Here is a 19,239-nt window from a genome sequence, read left to right on the forward strand (position 1 = left end):
ATGGATTCCAACAGGATACAAAGATGACTCTAATCAAAGATCTGATCGAAATTCCAGAGAAAGTTCAGCGTGGGGATTTTGTATTAAATCTATCCTCTGGCCTCGCCGATGAATCCATCAACCAGACACTGTCGCAATACGTGGTGACCCCACAGTTGCAGAAGTCTTTTGATGATGCATTGAGCTTTATAAAAAGTACCGTGGTAGGTACTCAGAACCGCCAAAAGGGCGCCTATTTGCACGGCAGTTTTGGTAGCGGTAAGTCACACTTTATGGCGGTACTCAATCTTTTGCTGCAGGGCAATGCTCAGGCTCGCGCCATTAACGAACTGGCACCCGCGGTGGCCAAGCACGATGAGTGGCTTCAACAAGCCAATATTTTACTGGTTCCATATCACATGATCGGTGCAGCGAGTATTGAGGCGGGTGTGTTAGGCGGGTACGCCCGTCACATAAAACACCTGCATCCGGAAGCACCTATCCCCGGATTCTACCTGAGTGATCGTCTTTTCCGCGATGCTCGCCAAATGCGCAGCAATATGGGTGATGAGCTATTTTTTGATTCGCTCAATAAGAAGGCGGCTGCGGCGGAAGACGATGGTTGGGGAGATCTGTCTGCAGGATGGGACGGAGCCAGTTTCGATGCTGTATTAAATGACCAGGCCAGTGGCGATGATAAGTCACGTCTCGTCGGTGACCTTATAGGAGCTTTCTTCAGCTCCATGCAGGATATGGCCAATACCGAGTCCGGTGGTTACGTCGATTTCGACGAAGGTTTGCGCATCATGACTGAGCACGCCAAAGCGCTTGGTTATGATGCCATTATCCTCTTCCTTGATGAGCTGATCCTGTGGTTGGCCAGCCATTTATCGGATCAGCGATTTATCGGCAATAACATTCAAAAAGTGGTCAAACTGGTGGAGGCTAGTGAGGCCCGCGCATTACCTGTGGCGAGCTTTATTGCCCGCCAGCGGGATTTGCGGGAATTTGTGGGTGATCAATACACAGGAGCCCAGCAGGAGGCCTTGAGTGATTCGCTGAAATACTGGGAAGGACGCTTCCACACCATAACCCTGGAAGACCGAAACCTGCCGGTTATTGCTGAACGTCGGGTATTGAAGCCTATCAATGCGGCGGCAAAAGAGGAGATTGATTCATCTTTCGGGCGTATGGATCAGAGTTTGCGTGCTGAAGTCCAGGATATTTTGCTCACCAACAGCGGTGATCGTGAAATGTTCCGCTCGCTCTATCCATTTAGCCCAGCTCTGGTGCAGGCCTTGGTGGCCCTGTCGTCTGCTCTGCAAAGAGAGCGTACAGCGCTGAAGGTTATGTTGATGCTGCTGGTTGATCAGCGAGAGACCCTGGAGCTTGGCAATTGTATCCCAGTTGGGGATTTATACGATGTGATTGCCTCTGATGCCGAACCCTTTTCGGAGGCAATGCGCTTACATTTCGACAATGCAAAACAACTATTCGCTCGTAAATTGCTACCGCTGCTTGAGGAAGAACACAGCCTTAAGTACGAACAGTTGGAGTCCTTGGATTATAGTGATCCTAAACGCAAAGCATTCAATAATGATCTAAGGCTTATTAAAACACTGCTTCTCTCTGCATTGGTGCCTGAAGTGGACTGTTTCAAGCAGCTCACGGCTAATAAACTAGCGGCTTTAAATCATGGAACGATCAAAGCACCAATTCCAGGGCGTGAAGCGCAGACCGTATTGCAGAAATGCCGCAAGTGGGCCGGTCGCGTAGGTGAAATCAAGATCAGTGATGACACTAATCCACTGATTGCGATTCAGCTTTCTGGAGTCGATACGGAGAGTATTCTCGATCAAGCTAAGATCAACGATACGGATGGCGCCCGTCGCCTATTGATCAAGGATTTACTTTTTGAAGCATTCGGAGTGCAGGACGAAAGTCAGCTGTATATTGAACGAGTATTCCTCTGGCGTGGTACGCGCCGAACAGTAGAGGTCGACTTCCAGAATATTCGCGAGATTACCGACAATACTCGCTTTGAAGCTCGAGGCGAAGATTGGAAAGTTATTGTGGACTTCCCTTTCGACCAGGGAAACCACTCTCCAGCTGACGATAAAGCAAGAATCCAAGAGTTTGAGGCTAACGGAAGTAGTACTCGGACTTTGTGCTGGCTACCGTATTTTTTTAGTCAAAATGCGCAAAAAGACTTGGGCACATTGGTTGTATTGGAGTATGTGCTTAAGACCGAAGATCGGTTCACCTCATTCACACGACATCTACAGCCGCAGGAGCGAGGTCAGGCTCGCACGCTGCTCGGGAACCAGCGGAGCCAGTTGCGTCAACGAATGAGAGAATATTTGATGGGTGCTTATGGAGCTGCCGCGCCCATACCTGGATCTCTGGATGATTCGACGTCCCTAGATACTCAAGTGTACTCGCTGGAGACTGGGTTCACGCCAAATGTTCCCATAGGCACGAACCTGAAAGATGCGTTTGAGCAGTTACTTGATCAAGCTTTAAGGTTTCAATATCCGGATCATCCGGAGTTTGAGGGTGAGGTCAAACTGGCTGATTTAGGTAAGGTGATGGAGCAATTGCGTCGAGCGATTCACGCTACTAACGGTCGAATAGATATTGATAGCCCATTGCGACCATTGATGCGGACGATAGCGCAGCCATTGAAGCTAGGCGAGATGCATGAACGCCACTTCATTTTCAAAGATGATTGGCCCAACCACCTGACGCGTGAACTCGCAAAGGATGAGTTTGTCGGTGATCCTGTGAGTGTAAAACGTCTCCGCAGTGCTATGGATTTGCCCGCGCCAAGAGGGTTGCCCGAAATAGTGCAAAACCTCCTGGTTATGGTGTTTGCCGAGCATGGCCAGTATGCATTTACCTTGCATGGCAATGACTATGATCCAACACTGAAAGATATGCCGGATAATTTGGTATTGGTGAAGCACGATCTTGCTGAACCGGCAACCTGGAAACGCGGGGTCGATCATGCCGCCACGATTTTCGGTTTGACGATCAATTCGCTGAGGACAGCCAATCACCAAAATACTCTGGAGAAGGAGGTTCAAGCAGAGGTCAAACGCTACCTATCTGCCTGTGATGGCCTGGTGGGCACACTCAAGAAAGCGCTGGACAGAATGAACCTCCCAATGCACTGCAACCGGTTGTCGAATGCGGAGTACGCTGCAAAGCTCTTATTAGAGCTTCAAGGAAAGCAGGGTGCTGCGCTGGTCGAGGCACTGGCGAATGCGCATTGGGTGACGAGTGCCAATGCATTGGCCAAGAGTATCAGTAGTGCTGCTAGCGTGGTCCAAGCGATTGAAAGCAATAACTGGGATCTTTTGGATTTGGCGTGGAAGAAACCGGGTGCTGAGGCTGAGGCTATTCGTAACCGGCTGAATAGTGCTCTGCAGGCGGATGAGCTCGTAACATCCCTGCAGGAAGCATTACGTCAAGGGCAACTTGATGCCACAGCACTCCTGAGTGAAAAGCCGTCACAAATTGAACCGCCGCATACTGAGCCTCACAAGAAGCCTACTCCTGGCAGCCGTGTAGTTGTCGAATCGCAGAAAACTGGGTTAACGCGGCAGCAGGCGAAAAGCTTGTTTGCAGATATAGAGAGTAAGTTAGAAGAAGGATGTGTATTGGATGTGACTTATACCATTACTCAACCTGATTTCGAGGGCGACGGGGAGTAAAGGCATGAGAAACTCGCAAAGTGGTGCTGTGTTGCCGATGCCCGTTGTTACTCAAATTCAGGCTGTGTTTCAGCGCGATGGTGCTGCCGACTGCATTGCTTTCGTATGGCCAGATCCACTTCCAGTTTCCGAATTTGAAGCTGAGATTGAAGGCAATACACTGCAAGTGGTGTACTGTGTGTCAGAGCTCGCTATCCGGGAGGCGTTGGTTAAACATGGTGTTCAGCGTGAAACTGGTCGACGCCTAGTTCTTTTATCGGCACTGGATATATTGAGGCTTGGACAAGATGTACTTGCTCGTCTCTGGCGTAACGAGCCGCAGCGCATCAGTCCGTGGAAAACACTCCAACAACTCATTAAGGTGCGAGATATCGATCCTCGGCTGATTCGTAAGCATGGTCGTTGGATGGCGGAAGCTATGCTGAGCGGCTTTGATAGGTTTGATAAAAAGCTCAGTTTTGGTGAAGTCTTGGATCTGGAAGGGGCCTGGCGTGCTATTGCGATCGGGCACTTGCAGTACGCCGACGCTGATATCGACCTAGAGTCATTGCTGGATTGGAGCACTAGGCTGGATGTCAGTAGCGTAATTGAACAAGCACCTAAAGACGTGCGTGATAACCTTTCGGATTGGCTTGCGCCAGGTCTTCCAGATACCCATGAGATAATTTCCACCATCTTGCTAAATGGGCAAGGTAGTGACCTTCTACCTTTGGCGCTCGCATGCTCTGTTTTGTTTTCCGGAGATGTTGAACGCGCGAATGGAATAGACATGTCTCAGTTGTACGTGAGCAGAGGCATATTCACAGAGCGCTATTTAAGTGCGAAAAAGTTTCCGAGCACATCATTTTGGGCGATTGGTGATGCTGCAGTTTCACTAATCAAGCGTTGGGTCGGATCTCAACCCTATCAAAGATATGCAGGTTGCTTAGCCAAGGCCGAGCAGGTTCTCGCAAGCGTGGACATGACCCTGGCTGCGGAATTGTCTGATTTGATGCCTTGTGCGGTACAGGCCAGGCTTACCCATTTTTCTGGTGCGCTGGACGTTGCCCTGAAGAATGCTGATCTTGAGCAAGCTGAGATTGCATTTAAACACCTGTCTAGTCATGCACTTAGTGGATTGCCCCTCTATCGAGAAGCGGTAGAACGAGCTCAGATGGCATTGCGGCTTACCCGCTGGCTGGCTAAAAGTTCTCGAAGTCCCGGCACAGCAGCTGAATTAATGCTGGACTATGCGGCTGAGGGGGGATTTTGTGATTGGGCTCGCACGGAAATCTGGGCGGGAGATGCGCACGACACTCTTAATCAGGTCTACCAGAAGTTATCAGCAAAGGTTAGGCAGGTCAGAGAAAATCAAAATCAGGCCTTTGGTCAGCAGCTGATGAGTGTCGCTAGAGGTGACAAGCTGCCGAGCGATATTGTTCCGGTGGAAAGAGCTATCGACGAACTGGTTGTTCCATTGGCTGAAAATCAGCCAGTATTGCTACTAGTTCTAGACGGCATGAGCGAGGCAGTGTATCGCCAGCTGGGCGAGGATCTCAGCCACCACAATTGGCTGGAGCTTCAGCCAGAAGGCCAGGATAGCAGTAGTTGCCTGATGGCAGCACTGCCAACGGTCACTCAGGTAAGCCGTTGTTCACTATTATCGGGTGGCCTCAGTGAGGGTAGTGCAGCGGACGAGAAACGAGCATTTTCAGCGCATCCTGCGTTGAAGAAAATTGCTTCAACCAAGTTCCCACCTCAAGTATTCCATAAGCAAGATCTGTCTCAGCCAGGCTCGGGAAGCCTTCACAGTCACATTCGCGGGGTTATTGCTGGCAAAGAACACCGAGTACTTGCGGTGGTAATCAATGCCATTGATGACCAGCTTTCAAGCAGTTCTCAAGTTGCTGTGGACTGGTCCTTTGAGTCGATTGCACTGTTACGACAAGTCATGGAGGCCGCCCGAGAGGCAGGCCGAATCATTATCATGACTAGTGATCATGGTCATGTACTCGATCATGATTCAGTTTTTCAGCAGTCAGCAGAGGAAAATGGTGAACGCTATCAACCGGCGGGTAAAGAAAGTGAACCTTCAGACCTTGAAGTAAAGGTGGTGGGTGATCGAGTCATTACGGACAATAACGTAGTCATTTTACCTTGGTCAGAACGGTTGCGTTATGTCCGCAAAAAAAATCATGGCTACCATGGTGGCGGATCCTTACAGGAGGTTGTAATTCCTCTGGGTATCTACTCGAGTGCTAGTAATCATCAACTACCGAATGGATGGCGGGAAGTACCCAGACGGTTCCCCGATTGGTGGTTTTCGGCATCGGAAGCAGACAAGGTGGCCGACAGCGCAGCAGCCTACAGTTCAGAGCCTAGTGTAAAACCGGCAAAGAAAGTAACCCGCGGGAAGCGTGCTGCGGTTGCGGAAGTAGTGGAGGACATGTTTGCCACTCCCGCGCCAAGTTCAATTCCCGAGCAATCGAGCGGCGATTGGATTAGCGACCTGTTTGCCTCAGACGTATACCTTAAGTTGCGTGATCGTGCAGGGCGGACTGCAGTTTCAGATAAGGATCTTTCTGCATTGTTACGCCTTCTTCAAAAGCATCAATGGCAGGTGATGGAAGCAACTCTTTGTCGCGAGCTTCTCATCCCAAAATTGCGCTTGCGAGGCTTTTTGTCTAATGCTCAGCGATTACTAAACGTGGATGGTTACTCCATTCTATCTGCGGATCGTGAATCTCAGACCATCCGCTTAAGTGTTTCTGATCTCAAGAAGCAGTTTGAAATAGAGTAAACAGCTTTATTGTTCGTATTTATTGGCATTGCAAGGTAAGTCTATGACTATTAGCCAACAGCGGCGTCAGGATATTTTAGACGCACTTCGCCGGGGCACGGTACCTCAGTATGGTTTGGATGCCCTTGCAGTGGGCCTTCAGCCATTTGAAGCCGCACTTGATGAGGAGCTGGATAAAGTTCGCCGAAGTGGTGCTGTATTTAAAGCGATTCGCGGTGAGTACGGTAGTGGTAAGACCTTCGCATCTCGGTGGTTGCGAGAAAAGGCCCATCGACTTGGGTTCGCATGCTCTGAAGTTCAGATATCAGAAACCGAAACACCCCTACACCGGCTTGAAACGGTGTATCGCCGGTTGATGGAGCGGCTGACTACACCTAATACCCCCTCAGGGGCGTTTCAGAATGTCGTTGAGTCTTGGTTCTACACGCTTGAAGAAGATGTCCTGGCACAGCAATCCATTGATCCAGACGATGCCGAAGCACTTGTTAATGCGACTGACATATTGATGGAGAAGAGGCTCGGGGAAGTTGTAAGGTCTGCCCCTGCATTCGCATTGACTTTAAGAGCGTATCGTAAGGCTTTGTTGGAGGGAGAGGATGAGATTGCTGACGGTCTACTGGCCTGGATGGCGGGGCAGCCGAATATATCAGCGGCGGTCAAGCGCTATGCCAAGATCAAGGGCGATATCGACCATTTTGGGGCACTGAGCTTTCTCCAGGGCGTACTGACGATTTTAAAAGATTCAGGTCACCCTGGATTATTACTCGTACTCGACGAGGTCGAGACGCTGCAACGGATGCGCGGAGATGTACGTGATAAAAGTCTAAATGCCTTGCGCCAATTGATGGATGAAGTGGATTCCGGTCGCTTTCCAGGTTTGTACTTGGTGATCACTGGAACCCCAGCCTTTTATGATGGGCCAATGGGAGTTCAAAGGCTCCCGCCACTGGCTCAACGGCTGGCAGTCGACTTTACAACCGATGCACGATTCGATAACCCTAGGGCAGTGCAGATTCGGCTCCGGGGATTCGATATGGAATCCTTGAAGGAAGTCGGTTGTAAGGTTCGCGATCTATTTGCACAAAACAGTAAGGCTTCCGCACGTATCACTGCCATGGCAGATGATGCCTACATCGCTGACCTGTCGCAGGCAGTCACGGGTAAACTTGGTGGAAAAGTTGGGATTGCGCCCAGAATCTTTCTGAAAAAACTGGTTGGCGAGGTTTTGGACCGAATCGACCAATTCGATGATTTCGACCCTCGCCAGCACTATGCCTTAACGATCTCAGATATGGAACTTAGCCCAGTGGAACGTGCCAGTACTTCGGCGGGATCTGTGAATGATATTGAATTGGATCTTTAACTGGGACTAAGGGAGTTTTGTTGATGAGTGAGTTCGACAAGCTCCATCCAGCAGTTCAACACCATATCGTGAATAGCCTTGGCTGGTCTGGTTTACGCCCATTGCAAGAGGCTACTATTGGGCCAGTGTTGAATGGTGAGCACGCCATTCTATTAGCGCCTACGGCCGGTGGAAAAACAGAGGCTGCCAGCTTTCCTATTTTTTCACGTATGCTTTCTGAGAATTGGCAAGGGCTGTCAGTCCTTTACATCTGTCCTATCAAAGCGCTTCTTAACAACCTTGAACAGCGACTTAGTCATTACGGTCATCTACTTGGGCGCACCGTCGCGCTGTGGCACGGAGATATCAGAACATCAAGAAAAGAGAAGATCATTTCGTCCCCGCCGGACATATTGCTGACGACACCTGAATCATTAGAAGTCATGCTCGTGTCGAGCAAAGTCGATCACCAACAGCTATTTGCGGATGTCCGTAGCGTTATTATTGATGAAGTGCACGCATTTGCTGGCGATGACCGAGGCTGGCACCTGTTGGCGGTGTTGGAGCGTATATGCGTGTTGGCTGGGCGTGAACTACAACGGCTAGGTCTGTCAGCTACTGTCGGGAATCCCGAACTACTGTGTGATTGGCTTGCAGGTAATTGCGAGGCGCATTGCAGTGTCATCAATCCTCCGGCTGAAAGCAACATCATTCCAGATGTACAAGTGGACTGGGTCGGATCTCTGCGAAATGCTGCCATAGTGATTTCTCGACTTCACAAAGGTGAAAAGAGACTGGTATTTGTAGATAGCCGCTCCAAAGTGGAGGAGTTGGCCGTTGAACTACGGAGCCTTGGAGTTTCGACGTTTATCTCTCATAGCTCGTTGAGCTTAGAGGAACGACGTTCCGCTGAAGAAGCGTTCTCCCAAAGCCGGGACTGTGTAATCGTTGCGACGTCGACACTTGAGCTAGGAATCGATGTGGGTGATTTGGATCGAGTGATACAGATAGACGCACCCTATACGGTGGCGTCATTTCTACAGCGAATCGGTAGAACGGGACGACGACACGGGTCTTCTCGAAATTGTCTGTTCTTGGCAACGAAAGAAGACGCATTTCTTCGGGCGGTTGCACTCTTGAATCTGTGGCGGGATGGATATGTTGAGCCAATAGAGCCGCCGCCACGGCCTTCCCATATATACGCACAGCAGATTATGGCTCTGAGTCTGCAACAGGGCGGAATAGTAGCTCCAGAGATAGATGGCTGGGTCTCTCGGATGCCTGGCTTTTCAACGATTTCGGAGAATGATCGGGCCGAGATTGTTAGATTCATGCTGGATGCCGGAATCCTCCATTCGGACCAAGGTGTGATTGGAATCGGAAGTACAGGTGAACGTAGTTTCGGCCCGAAGAACTTCATGGAACTGTTTTCTGTATTTACAACACCTCCTATGGTGAAAGTATTCTGGGGTAAGCAAGAGCTTGGTGAAGTACATCAGCTGACCTTCGCCGTCCGTGATGAAGGCCCATCACTACTTACTCTGGGTGGGCGCTCCTGGCAGACAAAATATGTGGACTGGGGACGTAAGAAAGCTTACGTAGAACCTTCTGAGGTTCGGGGGCGCTCGCAGTGGGTGAGTGATGTTCAACCAATGCAATACGAACTGTGCAGAGCGTTGGCAGATGTGTTGATGCGAGAAGATATTCCTGAGGGAATATCCTCCAGAGGGCAGTCTCTCCTATCTGAAATGCGCGAGTCTTACGATTGGCTTGAGCTGGGAAAGACTACCCTGATAATGGACGAGGATAAAAATGCAAGCTGGTGGAATTTTTCAGGAAAACTGCTGAATTCTGCTATCCAGCAATCGCTTGCCGATCAGGCTGATAAAGTTATTGCGGGCAATATGTGTGTCGAATTTAAGCATGTTTACTCTATGGACGAGTTAGTCAGAGCGATTACAGAGATCCTTGCTGGTGATGGCAAGTCGCTTTCTGTTGCTATTGATGAGGATTTTGTTCAAGAGTTGAAGTTCAGCGAGTGCTTGTCCCAACTTGAAGTTAATCGAGAGCTTGCTTGTCGCTTTAGTATCGAGAAGGACTTTTCAAGAGTTAGTGAAATGGGGCTAAGTGTTATAAAGATTGTAGAGTAGTGGCCCATGATTTAATTTTTGCAATTGAGTCGGCACCTGGTTGAGGATACGCGCATTTCAATTATTGGTAGAGTAACGTGATAACGAGCGTGAACATTTTATTTCTTTGTACCGCCAACGAAAATCGCTCCCGTACTGCAGAATTCTACTTTCAGCAGCAATATCAGTTGTGCACAATTCGATCAGCGGGTTTGAATGCCAGATTATGCCGACGTATTGGTAGCCGCCTGTGTACTAACGAATTGTTAGATTGGGCTGATCATGTTTTTGTCATGGAGGAACATCATAAGGTAAGGATACAGCGATATAGTGGCGATAATCATCTTGATAAGATCAAAGTGCTTGACATTGAAGATAAGTATAAGTTTATGCAGGAAGATTTGGTGAAAAAATTAATAACCGCCACTCGTGAGTTTTTCAGAATCTGTAATTGTGAATGATCAATTTCACCTAACGTATTCATTTAATCGGGCTGCGCGTAAGCGAAAGTAATGACGATAGATTTATTCGGAGAATTATAATGGCTCTAACATTGCACGTGCTCCCACCTGGCCATCACTGTCCAAGTCAAGGTAATTCTGTTGCGTACCTCGAATACGACAATTGGGATGATTATGGCCATAAAACACTGTTTAGCTTAACGGTCTTTGATGAGCACGGAGAGCAGCATGAGATTGGTAATGTCAAAATTACCTTTTTGGGACAGGAGTACGGTAAGACAATTGAGCGTATCCCTGCTGACGTAAGGAACTCACTACCTGAAGAGTTTTACTCGCTGGGGCAAGACGCCGATTACTATATAAACCTAGTAGAGAAACTATCAAGTGAAGATAGGGTTTTCCTATTGAATGCGCTCGGTGATGTTGTATTCGATGAGTCAAAGTTGCAAACGGCTCGCGATGAGGAGGCCTTTCGAACATCGCTTCTACGAAGCGTAAGCAATTCATCTATCGAGCAGCAGTTTTCTAGGATTTTAAGGGGTGAGGCGCCGCTTACGGAGTATGATTTCTTTTATGAGAGGGCTAAGGGAGACCAATACTCAGGTATCAAAGTGGAATTTTCTGTGGCGCCAAATAGAAAGCCATCATCAAATATCCATATTTTGATCGGTCGTAATGGTGTCGGCAAGACGACATTGCTCAATAATATGGTAGATGCCCTTCTCCCTGGCAGAGGTACCGTTGAAGAAACTGGCCGTTTTGCTACAAATACTGGCTGGGGGGATGCTTTTGATTTGGAAGCCGACTATTTCGCTGGTGTCGTATCAGTTTCATTTAGTTCTTTTGATCCCTTCAAACCACCTCGTGATCAGCTAGATGCTAATGTCGGAATGAAGTTTTCATATGTTGGTCTTAAAAAAAGGCTGATTCATGAAGGGGAAGAGATTTGGGTTCAAAAAGATGATGAGGGCCTGTGTGAAGATTTGGTCCTAAGTCTGAATACTTGTTTTTCATTAGTAGCCAAAAAAGATAGATGGATTTCTGCGGTTAAAACTCTAGAGTCTGACCATAATTTTGCTGAAATGGACCTGTGTTATCTTGTCCGTATTTACGAGCAGGATTTACATGATGGCAAGCAGAACTTTTCTAACGTCGTTTCATCTTTGTTTTCTCGTATGAGTTCTGGGCATGGAATTGTCTTGTTGACAATTACAAAATTAATCGAGACTGTCGAAGAAAAAACGCTTGTGCTATTGGATGAACCTGAAAGTCACCTTCATCCGCCTTTATTGTCGGCTTTTACTAGAGCTCTATCGGATCTACTTGTCAACCGAAATGGTGTGGCAATTATTGCCACTCATTCGCCGGTTGTTTTACAGGAAGTTCCCATGTCCTGTGTTTCAATTATTCGAAGAACAAGACTGGATGCTGTAGTTGATAGGCCTGAAATCGAGACTTTTGCAGAAAATGTTGGCATCTTAACCAGGGAGGTCTTCGGTCTAGAAGTTACAAAGTCGGGATTCCATAAGCTTTTGGCAGCGTCCGTAGCGACAGGTAAAAGCTATGAAGAAATTGAGCGCGATTATGGTCACCGACTTGGCTTTGAGGGTAAGACCATTTTGCGGTCTATGATTACGGTTCGTGATTTAAGTGGGGTGGGTGAATGAGAGCTATGACTGCCCCGGGTTACTGTCCCCGGGAGGTGTATCAGGCATGTACCAATAGTGTTTCTGATCCTGGCTTACGTTTTCGATTGAATGCAGTTGTCGAAAGTATCGTGCAATCGGGGGAAGAGTATCTGGATAAAGGGCCGACTGGTCAACTATATAGCATTGCTTCAAATGAATGCGATAACGATACTGTTGTAACCGGTCATGTTACAAAGAAGGAACTTAAAGATGTTTATAGTTTTCACATGGTTCCCAGAACTAAGCCGGCACGATCGATTTATGATTCACTAGTAGCTAGTGCGCCATTCGGGCGCTGTCCGTTTTGTGGTTTCGGTCATGCAACGACACTGGATCATTATCTCCCTAAGTCAAAGTTTCCCAAATTATCGGTTATGCCTTTAAATTTAGTTCCGAGCTGCAAGGACTGCAACTCTGGAAAACAAGCGCGCACACCAACGACCGAGGAGGAGCAGAGTCTTCATCCATATTTTGACCAATCCCACTTTGTTGAGTGCCAATGGTTGTTCGCTAGGGTTCTCCAAACATCCCCTGTAACGTTGCAGTTTTTTGTTAGTCCACCTAATGACTGGAGTGAAACATCAAAAAGTAGAGTACATGCACATTTTGATGAATTTAGGTTGGCTGCGCGCTATGCAGTCGAGTCGAGTAGTCAGTTGGCATGTCTTAGGGATACGTTGGCAATACATCGGGAAATTAATGGTGCTGAGGCTGTGAAGCAGCATTTGAATATTGAGGCTCGATCAAGCTCTTTGCAGTATAGGAATTCATGGCAAACTGCAATGTTTCAAGCTTTAGCAAATAGCGATTGGTATTGCAATGGTGGATTCTTGTAGGTAAGTAATCTGGTTGATTACGTACTTGCACTCATAACTTGAATAGTTGTTGGGCGCTCGTTGCTGTCAAGTTACTTTTTTTTAATACGTAAAATCCAATGTTTATCTTGTTGATGGTGCCAGTAAAACTTTGTTACTGGAGTCTTCTCACATCCGCCTGTTGTTCTAGGTCGCATGGTTTCTTGGCCTCGACTCTTGCAGATTTACTATCTGTTAGGACTTTGAGAGAGGTTTTCTGAGTAGCAACAGTTTGGCACCAATTCGTTTGAGGCTATGCCGTGAACAAAAATGTATCTAAACGAACTCGACGCACCTACGAGCAAGGGGCAAAGGAGATTAGACAAGCGAGGCTTCGAATCCAAAAGGGTAGGCCCAGGATTGTTGAAAAGGGTCGCAAGCTTTCCATAGCCTCCGTTGCTGAAGAAGCTGGGATGTCTGAAGCCAATATCCGCAATAACTACCCGGAGGAAGCAGACAAAATCAGGGGCGAAAACAAGAAAGACCTAAAGCAGCAGCGAGACAGTAAGCAGCAACTTGTTGCGAAGCTAAGGGCGCAATTAAAAGAGGCGCGTGAAGAGATCAAGGATCTTGAAAGACGACTTCAGATAGCTACATCTCACAACGCTACTCTAGAGGGGCTAGTTGAATCACTAAAGAAAGGGGCTGCGAGGTCTAATGTTCGGTCTTTTCCTGAAAAATAGCCCAGAAAACGTACTAAGTATTGCAAAAAAGTTCGAAACCCGTACTAAGTAATTTCTATATATAAATCAATCATTTACGTTAATATACGCCGTATGAACCCAATTAAATTTCTGGGAACACCGCCATCACTCGGGTAAGCGCCGGGTGATCGCGCATCTCGGTAACTGACGACAGGCTGATGTCCAGGTGGGGCTACAGGCAGTTGGTGGGCTTGGGCAATCCGGCGATCTTACTGCCTATTTTAGCCGGGCTCGGCGGGAACAGTTGCATCAGGAAAATGCTGCGTCCCTTGTCTGGCCCCAGGTGTTGGCCGACATACTTTACTAGCGGGCGCATGGCGGGGGAGAGTTCAAACTCCCGGTAAAATGCCTGAAGCAGGCGTATTACATCCCAGTGATCGTCGGTTAATACGATGTTTTCCTGGCTTGCCAGTGCTTCCGCCACCGCCGGGCTCCAGTCGTCCAGATTGCGCAGGAAGCCTTCCTTATCCAGCGCGATTTCTTTTCCGTCGATGATCAGATCAGGCATCAGCGTGACTCACCTCTACTACTTGAACCAGCTCACGATGGGCGTGTGCTCGGTACACAGCGATACCCAGTGTGCTTCATCGACTGCCTGGATTGTCCCGGCGATAGTGACACCACGCGCGGCGGCGTCTGCACTCAGGCAATAGGTGTTTTTTTCCGGCAGTCCATGCTGGCCGGTTGCCCCGTATACACCATCTTCGATGAGTAATACCGCATCGCCTTCGGCAAATGCATCGAGACAGTCGCGCAAAGCGCTACCGGCGTGGGGCGATTGACTGACAATATGCAGGGTCATGCTAAAAACTCAGCACATGCTGGAAGTTACGGATAAAAGCGCCGGTGTCGGTTACCAGCTTCAGCTCTGCCCCGGGGATGTCAAGTTGCTCGGCAGAGAGGCCACGCTGCGCGAGACTTTCACTGCAGACATGTAATGCCTCGACGCCAAACATCGGCAGTGCCTGCAGGTTGCGGCGCAGGTTCTTTTCGCCGATGACTTCAGGGTTCTGCTCGAGTAGCTGGAACACCCCATCGTTGATAAACAGCACCTCTGGCACCTGGTCCATGGCGGCGCAGGCAAGAATGGCTTCCAGCCCCTCGCGGGCGAGACTGCTGCCGTAGGGCGCATGCCGGCACAGGGCGAGTACCGTGTTGCGTGAGACCATAGTGTCAGCCTCCAAAGGTCACAATGCGGTCGCTGATCGCCGTGGCCTCAGCCAGCTGGCCTAGCCCCGCCAGTTCAAACCCGGTGGCCAGATTGGCGGAGGGCCTTTCCAGGCGCGACGCTTCACTGCTGCTGAGTACACCGCGGCGTTGGGCAGCGGCGATACAGATGCACAGGTCCAGCTTGTGGCAACTTTGCAGTTCCTGCCACTGAGACAGCAGGTCCTGTTCATCCTGTGGCGGCGCCGCCAGCGCACTGCCGTTTTGGACGCCGTCGTTATAAAAAAACACCCGGTAGAGGCTATGGCCAGACTGCAACAGTGCACGGGCGAAGCGCAGGGCGGTGGCGGCCCCTTCAGACGCATGGGGCGCACCGTAAACGACAAGGGTGAATTGCATCTTATACACCGATAAAAAAATGCCCCGCAGAGCGGGGCACCGTTTGATTCTGGCGAGCGCGCTGATCAATCGTCGGAGGCGAAGCCGAAGATGTGCAGCAGGCTGGTGAACAGGTTCAGGATGTTCAGGTACAGCGAGGTGGTGGCCATGATGTAGTTGGTCTCACCACCATTTACGATGCGGCTGGTGTCATACAGGATGAACCCGGAGAACAGCAGGGCAATCGCGCCGCTCAGCGCAACGCTGGCCAGCGGCAGGTGTACGCCGAAGAAGCTGGCAACGATGAGGCCCAGGGCACACACCAGTACCGCGATCAGGCCAACGAACAGGAAGCCACCCATGAAGCTGAAATCCTTGCGGGTCGTCAGCACGTAGGCGGACAGCGCGAAGAAGATCAGGGCGGTGGTGCCCAGCGCCTGCATGACGATCTGGCTACCACCGGACAGGCTCAGGTAGTGGTTCAGCATGGGGCCGATGGAGGCACCCAGCAGGCCGGTAAACGCAAATACAACACCGATACCCTTGGCGGAGTTGGCGGTGCGCGGAAGAACAAACCAGACCAGCACGATCGCCGCGATTGAGCAGAGCAGGCTCATGCCGCGGCCCATGCCAATCGCCATGGATACACCGGCGGTGACTGCACTAAACAATACAGTCATTGCCAGCAGCGCATAGGTGTTGCGCAGCACTTTGGCAGATTCTGAGCGATCCAGCGCTCCGGCGGACTGTGTATAGACTTCTTGGCGCATTAGCGTCTCCTGGAAGTGAATATGAAATCTGTCGGGATCATATAACCAGCGCCTTTGACCTTCAAGTGGGCACTGAGTTCGACGATCTTACGTTGTTTGGTGCAAAATAGCGTAAAAACTGGAGAACAGAAAATGAAATTGCCGAATTTACTGCTCGCACTGTCCTTGCTGACCATCACTGTGGTATCGCCCGTGGCGCTGGCGGAAGAGCCGGCGCAGGTTCCCTTTGGAGACAAGATGGGGGCAGAGGTGGTGAATTACAATCGCCTTCGCCCGCATCTCGCTACCGGTGGCAGTATTGATCTCACCGCGGTGGATTCCCTTAAGGCGAAGGGCTTCCGCACAATCATCGATTTGCGCACCCCGGAAGAGGGTACCGCCGAGGAGCGTGCGGCGGTAGAGGCGACCGGTATGACCTACGTGAACCTGCCGATCGCCAAGGGCGCGCCCAGTGACGCGCAGATTGCACGGTTGACGGAGTTGCTCGAGGACGCGAGCGCCGCGCCAGTGTTACTGCATTGTGGCAGCGGCAATCGCGTGGGTGCCGCCTGGGCGATCTATCGTGCGCGCAAGGGCATCCCGTTGGAGATTGCCATCGAAGAAGGGCGCACCGCCGGCATGCGCCCGTCCAGAGAGGCCCAGGTGCGCGCGCTGTTCGAGTAAGCTTTTTTTGAGTAAGTAGTCAGCGATTGCCGGGGCGCGGAATCTTCAGGTCAGCGATCAGCGGCAGGTGATCCGAGGCCAGCCGGGTAAGCTCACTGCGCGGCACGTGGATGTCGTTCACCTGCACCGCCTGGTCGACAAATATGTAATCGATGCGGGCCTTGGGCAGGCGGCTGAAAAAGGTGCCGCGGGGCTTGTGACCGGGCAGTTTTATCTGGGTGTCATCCAGGATGCCGGTCAGTTGCTTGATTTCGGCGGAGCCCGGTAGCGCATTGAAGTCCCCCACCAGAATGCGTGGACGCGGGCAGTGCGGGCTGCCCATCCATTCTTCGCCCATCAGCGCGTCGATCTGGCGCAGGCGCTCGCCCTTGGACAGGCCAAGGTGGGTGTTGAATATCTGCACGGCAATCCCGTGAAAGTCCACTTCCATCCATAGTGCACCCCGCGGTTCCGCGCTCTGATAGTGGCGGGAGCTTTCCTCTGGGCCAGGCAGGATACCCTTGTGAATCAGGCGCAGTGGGTGTGGCGACAGGATGGCATCGCCGTAGCGCTCGTCCTCGACATGCATGGCCGGCTGGAAGTGGCAGTCCATCGATAATAATTGGGATATTTGATGGGCCTGATCGATGCCGCCCGTGCGCTTGCGACGCACATCGACCTCTTGCAGGGCGACGATGTCCGGTGAATACCGTGCGATCACGCGCGCAATGCGCTCCGGTGAGATTTTGCCATCCATCCCTTTGCAGATATGCACGTTGTAGGTCATGACCCGCATGTTGATGCCGGCCTCATGGCCGGTCTCGGATGCCGGCGGGTGGTCGTGTGCGGGTTGCCTGGGTTCCGCTGGCGGCGGGGCACTTGCCTGGGTAGGAGCGGGGCATTCATCGGACATACCGCCCGCAACGGAGACCGCCGGTGGTGATTTCAGTTGCTGCGCGGGTTGCGCCTCCAGGAACGCGAGGGCGGCGTTGCGTATATCTTTTGGCCGCCAGTGCGGGCGGCCGTCGTCGGGAAAATGAATATCCCCCGGCATCAGGGCGAAGGCGTGGGTCTCGTTGGGACCCGCGCCGCCATGGCTGCCAGATTCAATGGCGAAGGACAGACTCTGGTGGCCGGCGCACCAACCACTGACCACAAAATCGCCCGCATCCGGGTGGCGGCACAAGTTTGCCAGGTCTTCTACTGCCTCATCCACAAAAGGGTGATCGTCCCCCATAACCTTGTGGCCATCTTCTGGCAGCGCGAAAGCGCCATGTCGCCACCAGCCGCGGACTTTGGTTTGCTTTTCGCCGTCTGGCCCCACCTCGAAACTGTGCTTGTCTTCGTAAAGCACCATCGGAGCCTGGGTCTTTTCCACAATCAGCCGTGCGATGACGTCGGCCGCGGTACCCTTGCAATGAATGTTATAGAGCAGCGCCAGTGGCCCCATGGCTGAAAGCGCCATGGGCGTTTCGCCTTCGCGTCGCTTTTCCGGGTTTTCGATGGGGAAAAGTTTCTGCACCCACTGTCCGCCAAACAGACGTACCCGCTGCAGTTGTACGCCACCATTACTGTTGGAGCGGTATCCCTTCGGGTTTTCCGGTAGTTCCGACAGAGCATCGCTGACGGCATCGGCAAAGCTGCGTCCGTGCAGCACCTCATACGGCGTGCTGTCTTCCTGACCGTGGTCTGAATAAATCCACACATCGTAGTGACGGCGTGACGAGCGGTGTGCGGCCCGCCAGATACGGGCGATCGCGTCGTCGATACCCTTGAGTGTCCAGTGCGCAAACTTGGAGCTGGGCCCGCGCCGATGGGCCTGTTCGTCGTAGCCGAGCAAATTGATGTAAATGACCGGGAGACCGCGGGCAATATCGATTTTGACGCCCACGGTGGAGAGTTCCCGCATCAATATCGTGATGGCAATACGGGTCGGGATGAACATCAGCTCGCGCAGAAGATCCTGACCGCTGACCAGGCCGCGAAAAAAATCCACCAGGGACAACACAAATTCAAGTAACAGCAGACCGAGTGTGCGTATCACGCTCCACAGGTTTGCCAGTAACATCACGATCAGCGCCAGCGGCCCGGCTTCTTTCAGGGATGGCCCCCAGCCTTGTGACGCCGGGCAAAAATGCGCTTCGTCATGCTCCGCACCGGCGCGGAACACGCTGACATAGCAGCTGCCGTGTTTCAGCAGCGGTTCGTGGCCGGCATCGGTGAGGCGCTTTTCGATTTTGTTGGCGGCGTTGGACTCGTACATACGCAGCATTTCCTGCGAGTCCGTTGACATAAAGCCAAACGCGGGCACCGCAGCCTTCACGCCGTAAAAAATCTCTGCCTGTACCGCGGGTGTGGTGGCGGGGACGCCGGAGTACATATGGTCGAGGTGATAGTGCTCGTGCTCGATCAGCCTTTTCAGGAATGGCATTTTGCCGTCTGCCAGCGCCTTGTCGAGTTGCGGGCGCGCGAGGCCATCAATTTGGACCAACACCAGTGCAGGCGCATCCGGCTCCCGCTCGTTGATCTGTAGCTTGAGCATCCGCGCCAGCCACTCGCTGCGGCTGATACGGCGGCGCCAGCGGCGCAGCGTGCTCTCGATACGGGTCATCATGGGCCTGGATCCCTTT

Annotated in this window: 14 protein-coding genes; 8 read left to right on the forward strand and 6 right to left on the reverse strand. The window is 51.3% G+C overall.

The window, feature by feature from the left end; genetic code table 11:
• Positions 1 to 23 precede the first annotated feature (23 nt).
• The 7 genes from JF535_RS11380 to JF535_RS11410 all read left to right on the forward strand — a co-directional run bounded on the left by JF535_RS11380 (position 24) and on the right by JF535_RS11410 (position 13,631).
• The gene (locus tag JF535_RS11380) at positions 24 to 3,695 is read left to right on the forward strand and encodes a BREX-2 system ATPase PglY family protein (RefSeq protein ID WP_207002182.1); all 3,672 of its coding nucleotides are present in this window, start codon (positions 24 to 26) and stop codon (positions 3,693 to 3,695) included.
• A gap of 4 nt (positions 3,696 to 3,699) precedes the next feature.
• Positions 3,700 to 6,474, forward strand: a complete 2,775-nt coding sequence (gene pglZ, locus JF535_RS11385; RefSeq protein WP_207002184.1) for a BREX-2 system phosphatase PglZ — start codon at positions 3,700 to 3,702, stop codon at positions 6,472 to 6,474.
• 43 nt (positions 6,475 to 6,517) lie between these two features.
• Positions 6,518 to 7,837 carry a BREX system ATP-binding protein BrxD gene (gene brxD, locus JF535_RS11390; protein ID WP_207002186.1) on the forward strand — a complete coding sequence of 440 codons (1,320 nt, stop codon included), beginning with the start codon at positions 6,518 to 6,520 and terminating at the stop codon, positions 7,835 to 7,837.
• 23 nt (positions 7,838 to 7,860) lie between these two features.
• Positions 7,861 to 9,966, forward strand: coding sequence for a DEAD/DEAH box helicase (locus tag JF535_RS11395; protein WP_207002188.1), 2,106 nt, complete (start codon positions 7,861 to 7,863; stop codon positions 9,964 to 9,966).
• Between the two features lie 520 nt (positions 9,967 to 10,486).
• Positions 10,487 to 12,073 (forward strand): AAA family ATPase, encoded by a 1,587-nt coding sequence (locus JF535_RS11400; RefSeq protein WP_207002190.1) that lies wholly within the window; start codon positions 10,487 to 10,489, stop codon positions 12,071 to 12,073.
• On the forward strand, positions 12,070 to 12,930 hold the full coding sequence (locus tag JF535_RS11405; RefSeq protein ID WP_207002192.1) for an HNH endonuclease: 861 nt from the start codon (positions 12,070 to 12,072) through the stop codon (positions 12,928 to 12,930). The genes JF535_RS11400 and JF535_RS11405 overlap by 4 nt, the downstream gene beginning before the upstream one ends.
• A gap of 431 nt (positions 12,931 to 13,361) precedes the next feature.
• Positions 13,362 to 13,631 carry a hypothetical protein gene (locus JF535_RS11410; protein ID WP_207002193.1) on the forward strand — a complete coding sequence of 90 codons (270 nt, stop codon included), beginning with the start codon at positions 13,362 to 13,364 and terminating at the stop codon, positions 13,629 to 13,631.
• Between the two features lie 193 nt (positions 13,632 to 13,824).
• Here the strand turns inward: JF535_RS11410 and JF535_RS11415 are convergent, their stop codons facing one another.
• The 5 genes from JF535_RS11415 to JF535_RS11435 form a co-directional block, all read right to left on the reverse strand.
• Positions 13,825 to 14,160 (reverse strand): TusE/DsrC/DsvC family sulfur relay protein, encoded by a 336-nt coding sequence (locus JF535_RS11415; protein ID WP_207002195.1) that lies wholly within the window; start codon positions 14,158 to 14,160, stop codon positions 13,825 to 13,827.
• Positions 14,161 to 14,178: 18 nt separating this feature from the next.
• The gene (gene tusB / locus JF535_RS11420) at positions 14,179 to 14,454 is read right to left on the reverse strand and encodes a sulfurtransferase complex subunit TusB (RefSeq protein WP_207002197.1); all 276 of its coding nucleotides are present in this window, start codon (positions 14,452 to 14,454) and stop codon (positions 14,179 to 14,181) included.
• Between the two features lies 1 nt (position 14,455).
• Entirely contained in the window at positions 14,456 to 14,821 is a 366-nt protein-coding gene (gene tusC, locus JF535_RS11425; protein WP_207002199.1) for a sulfurtransferase complex subunit TusC, read from the reverse strand.
• A gap of 4 nt (positions 14,822 to 14,825) precedes the next feature.
• Positions 14,826 to 15,218 (reverse strand): sulfurtransferase complex subunit TusD, encoded by a 393-nt coding sequence (gene tusD, locus JF535_RS11430; protein WP_207002201.1) that lies wholly within the window; start codon positions 15,216 to 15,218, stop codon positions 14,826 to 14,828.
• A 65-nt stretch (positions 15,219 to 15,283) separates the two neighbouring features.
• Complete coding sequence (locus JF535_RS11435; protein WP_207002203.1) at positions 15,284 to 15,967, reverse strand: Bax inhibitor-1/YccA family protein; 684 nt, start codon at positions 15,965 to 15,967, stop codon at positions 15,284 to 15,286.
• A 132-nt stretch (positions 15,968 to 16,099) separates the two neighbouring features.
• Here JF535_RS11435 and JF535_RS11440 point away from each other — a divergent pair, with 132 nt between their 5' ends.
• Positions 16,100 to 16,630, forward strand: a complete 531-nt coding sequence (locus JF535_RS11440; protein ID WP_207002205.1) for a protein tyrosine phosphatase family protein — start codon at positions 16,100 to 16,102, stop codon at positions 16,628 to 16,630.
• 19 nt (positions 16,631 to 16,649) lie between these two features.
• On the opposite strand, the gene JF535_RS11445 is transcribed toward JF535_RS11440, so the two are convergent.
• Positions 16,650 to 19,223, reverse strand: coding sequence for an endonuclease/exonuclease/phosphatase family protein (locus JF535_RS11445; RefSeq protein ID WP_207002208.1), 2,574 nt, complete (start codon positions 19,221 to 19,223; stop codon positions 16,650 to 16,652).
• Positions 19,224 to 19,239 lie beyond the last annotated feature (16 nt).

Source organism: Microbulbifer salipaludis (assembly GCF_017303155.1).
Classification (GTDB): Bacteria; Pseudomonadota; Gammaproteobacteria; order Pseudomonadales; family Cellvibrionaceae; genus Microbulbifer; species Microbulbifer salipaludis.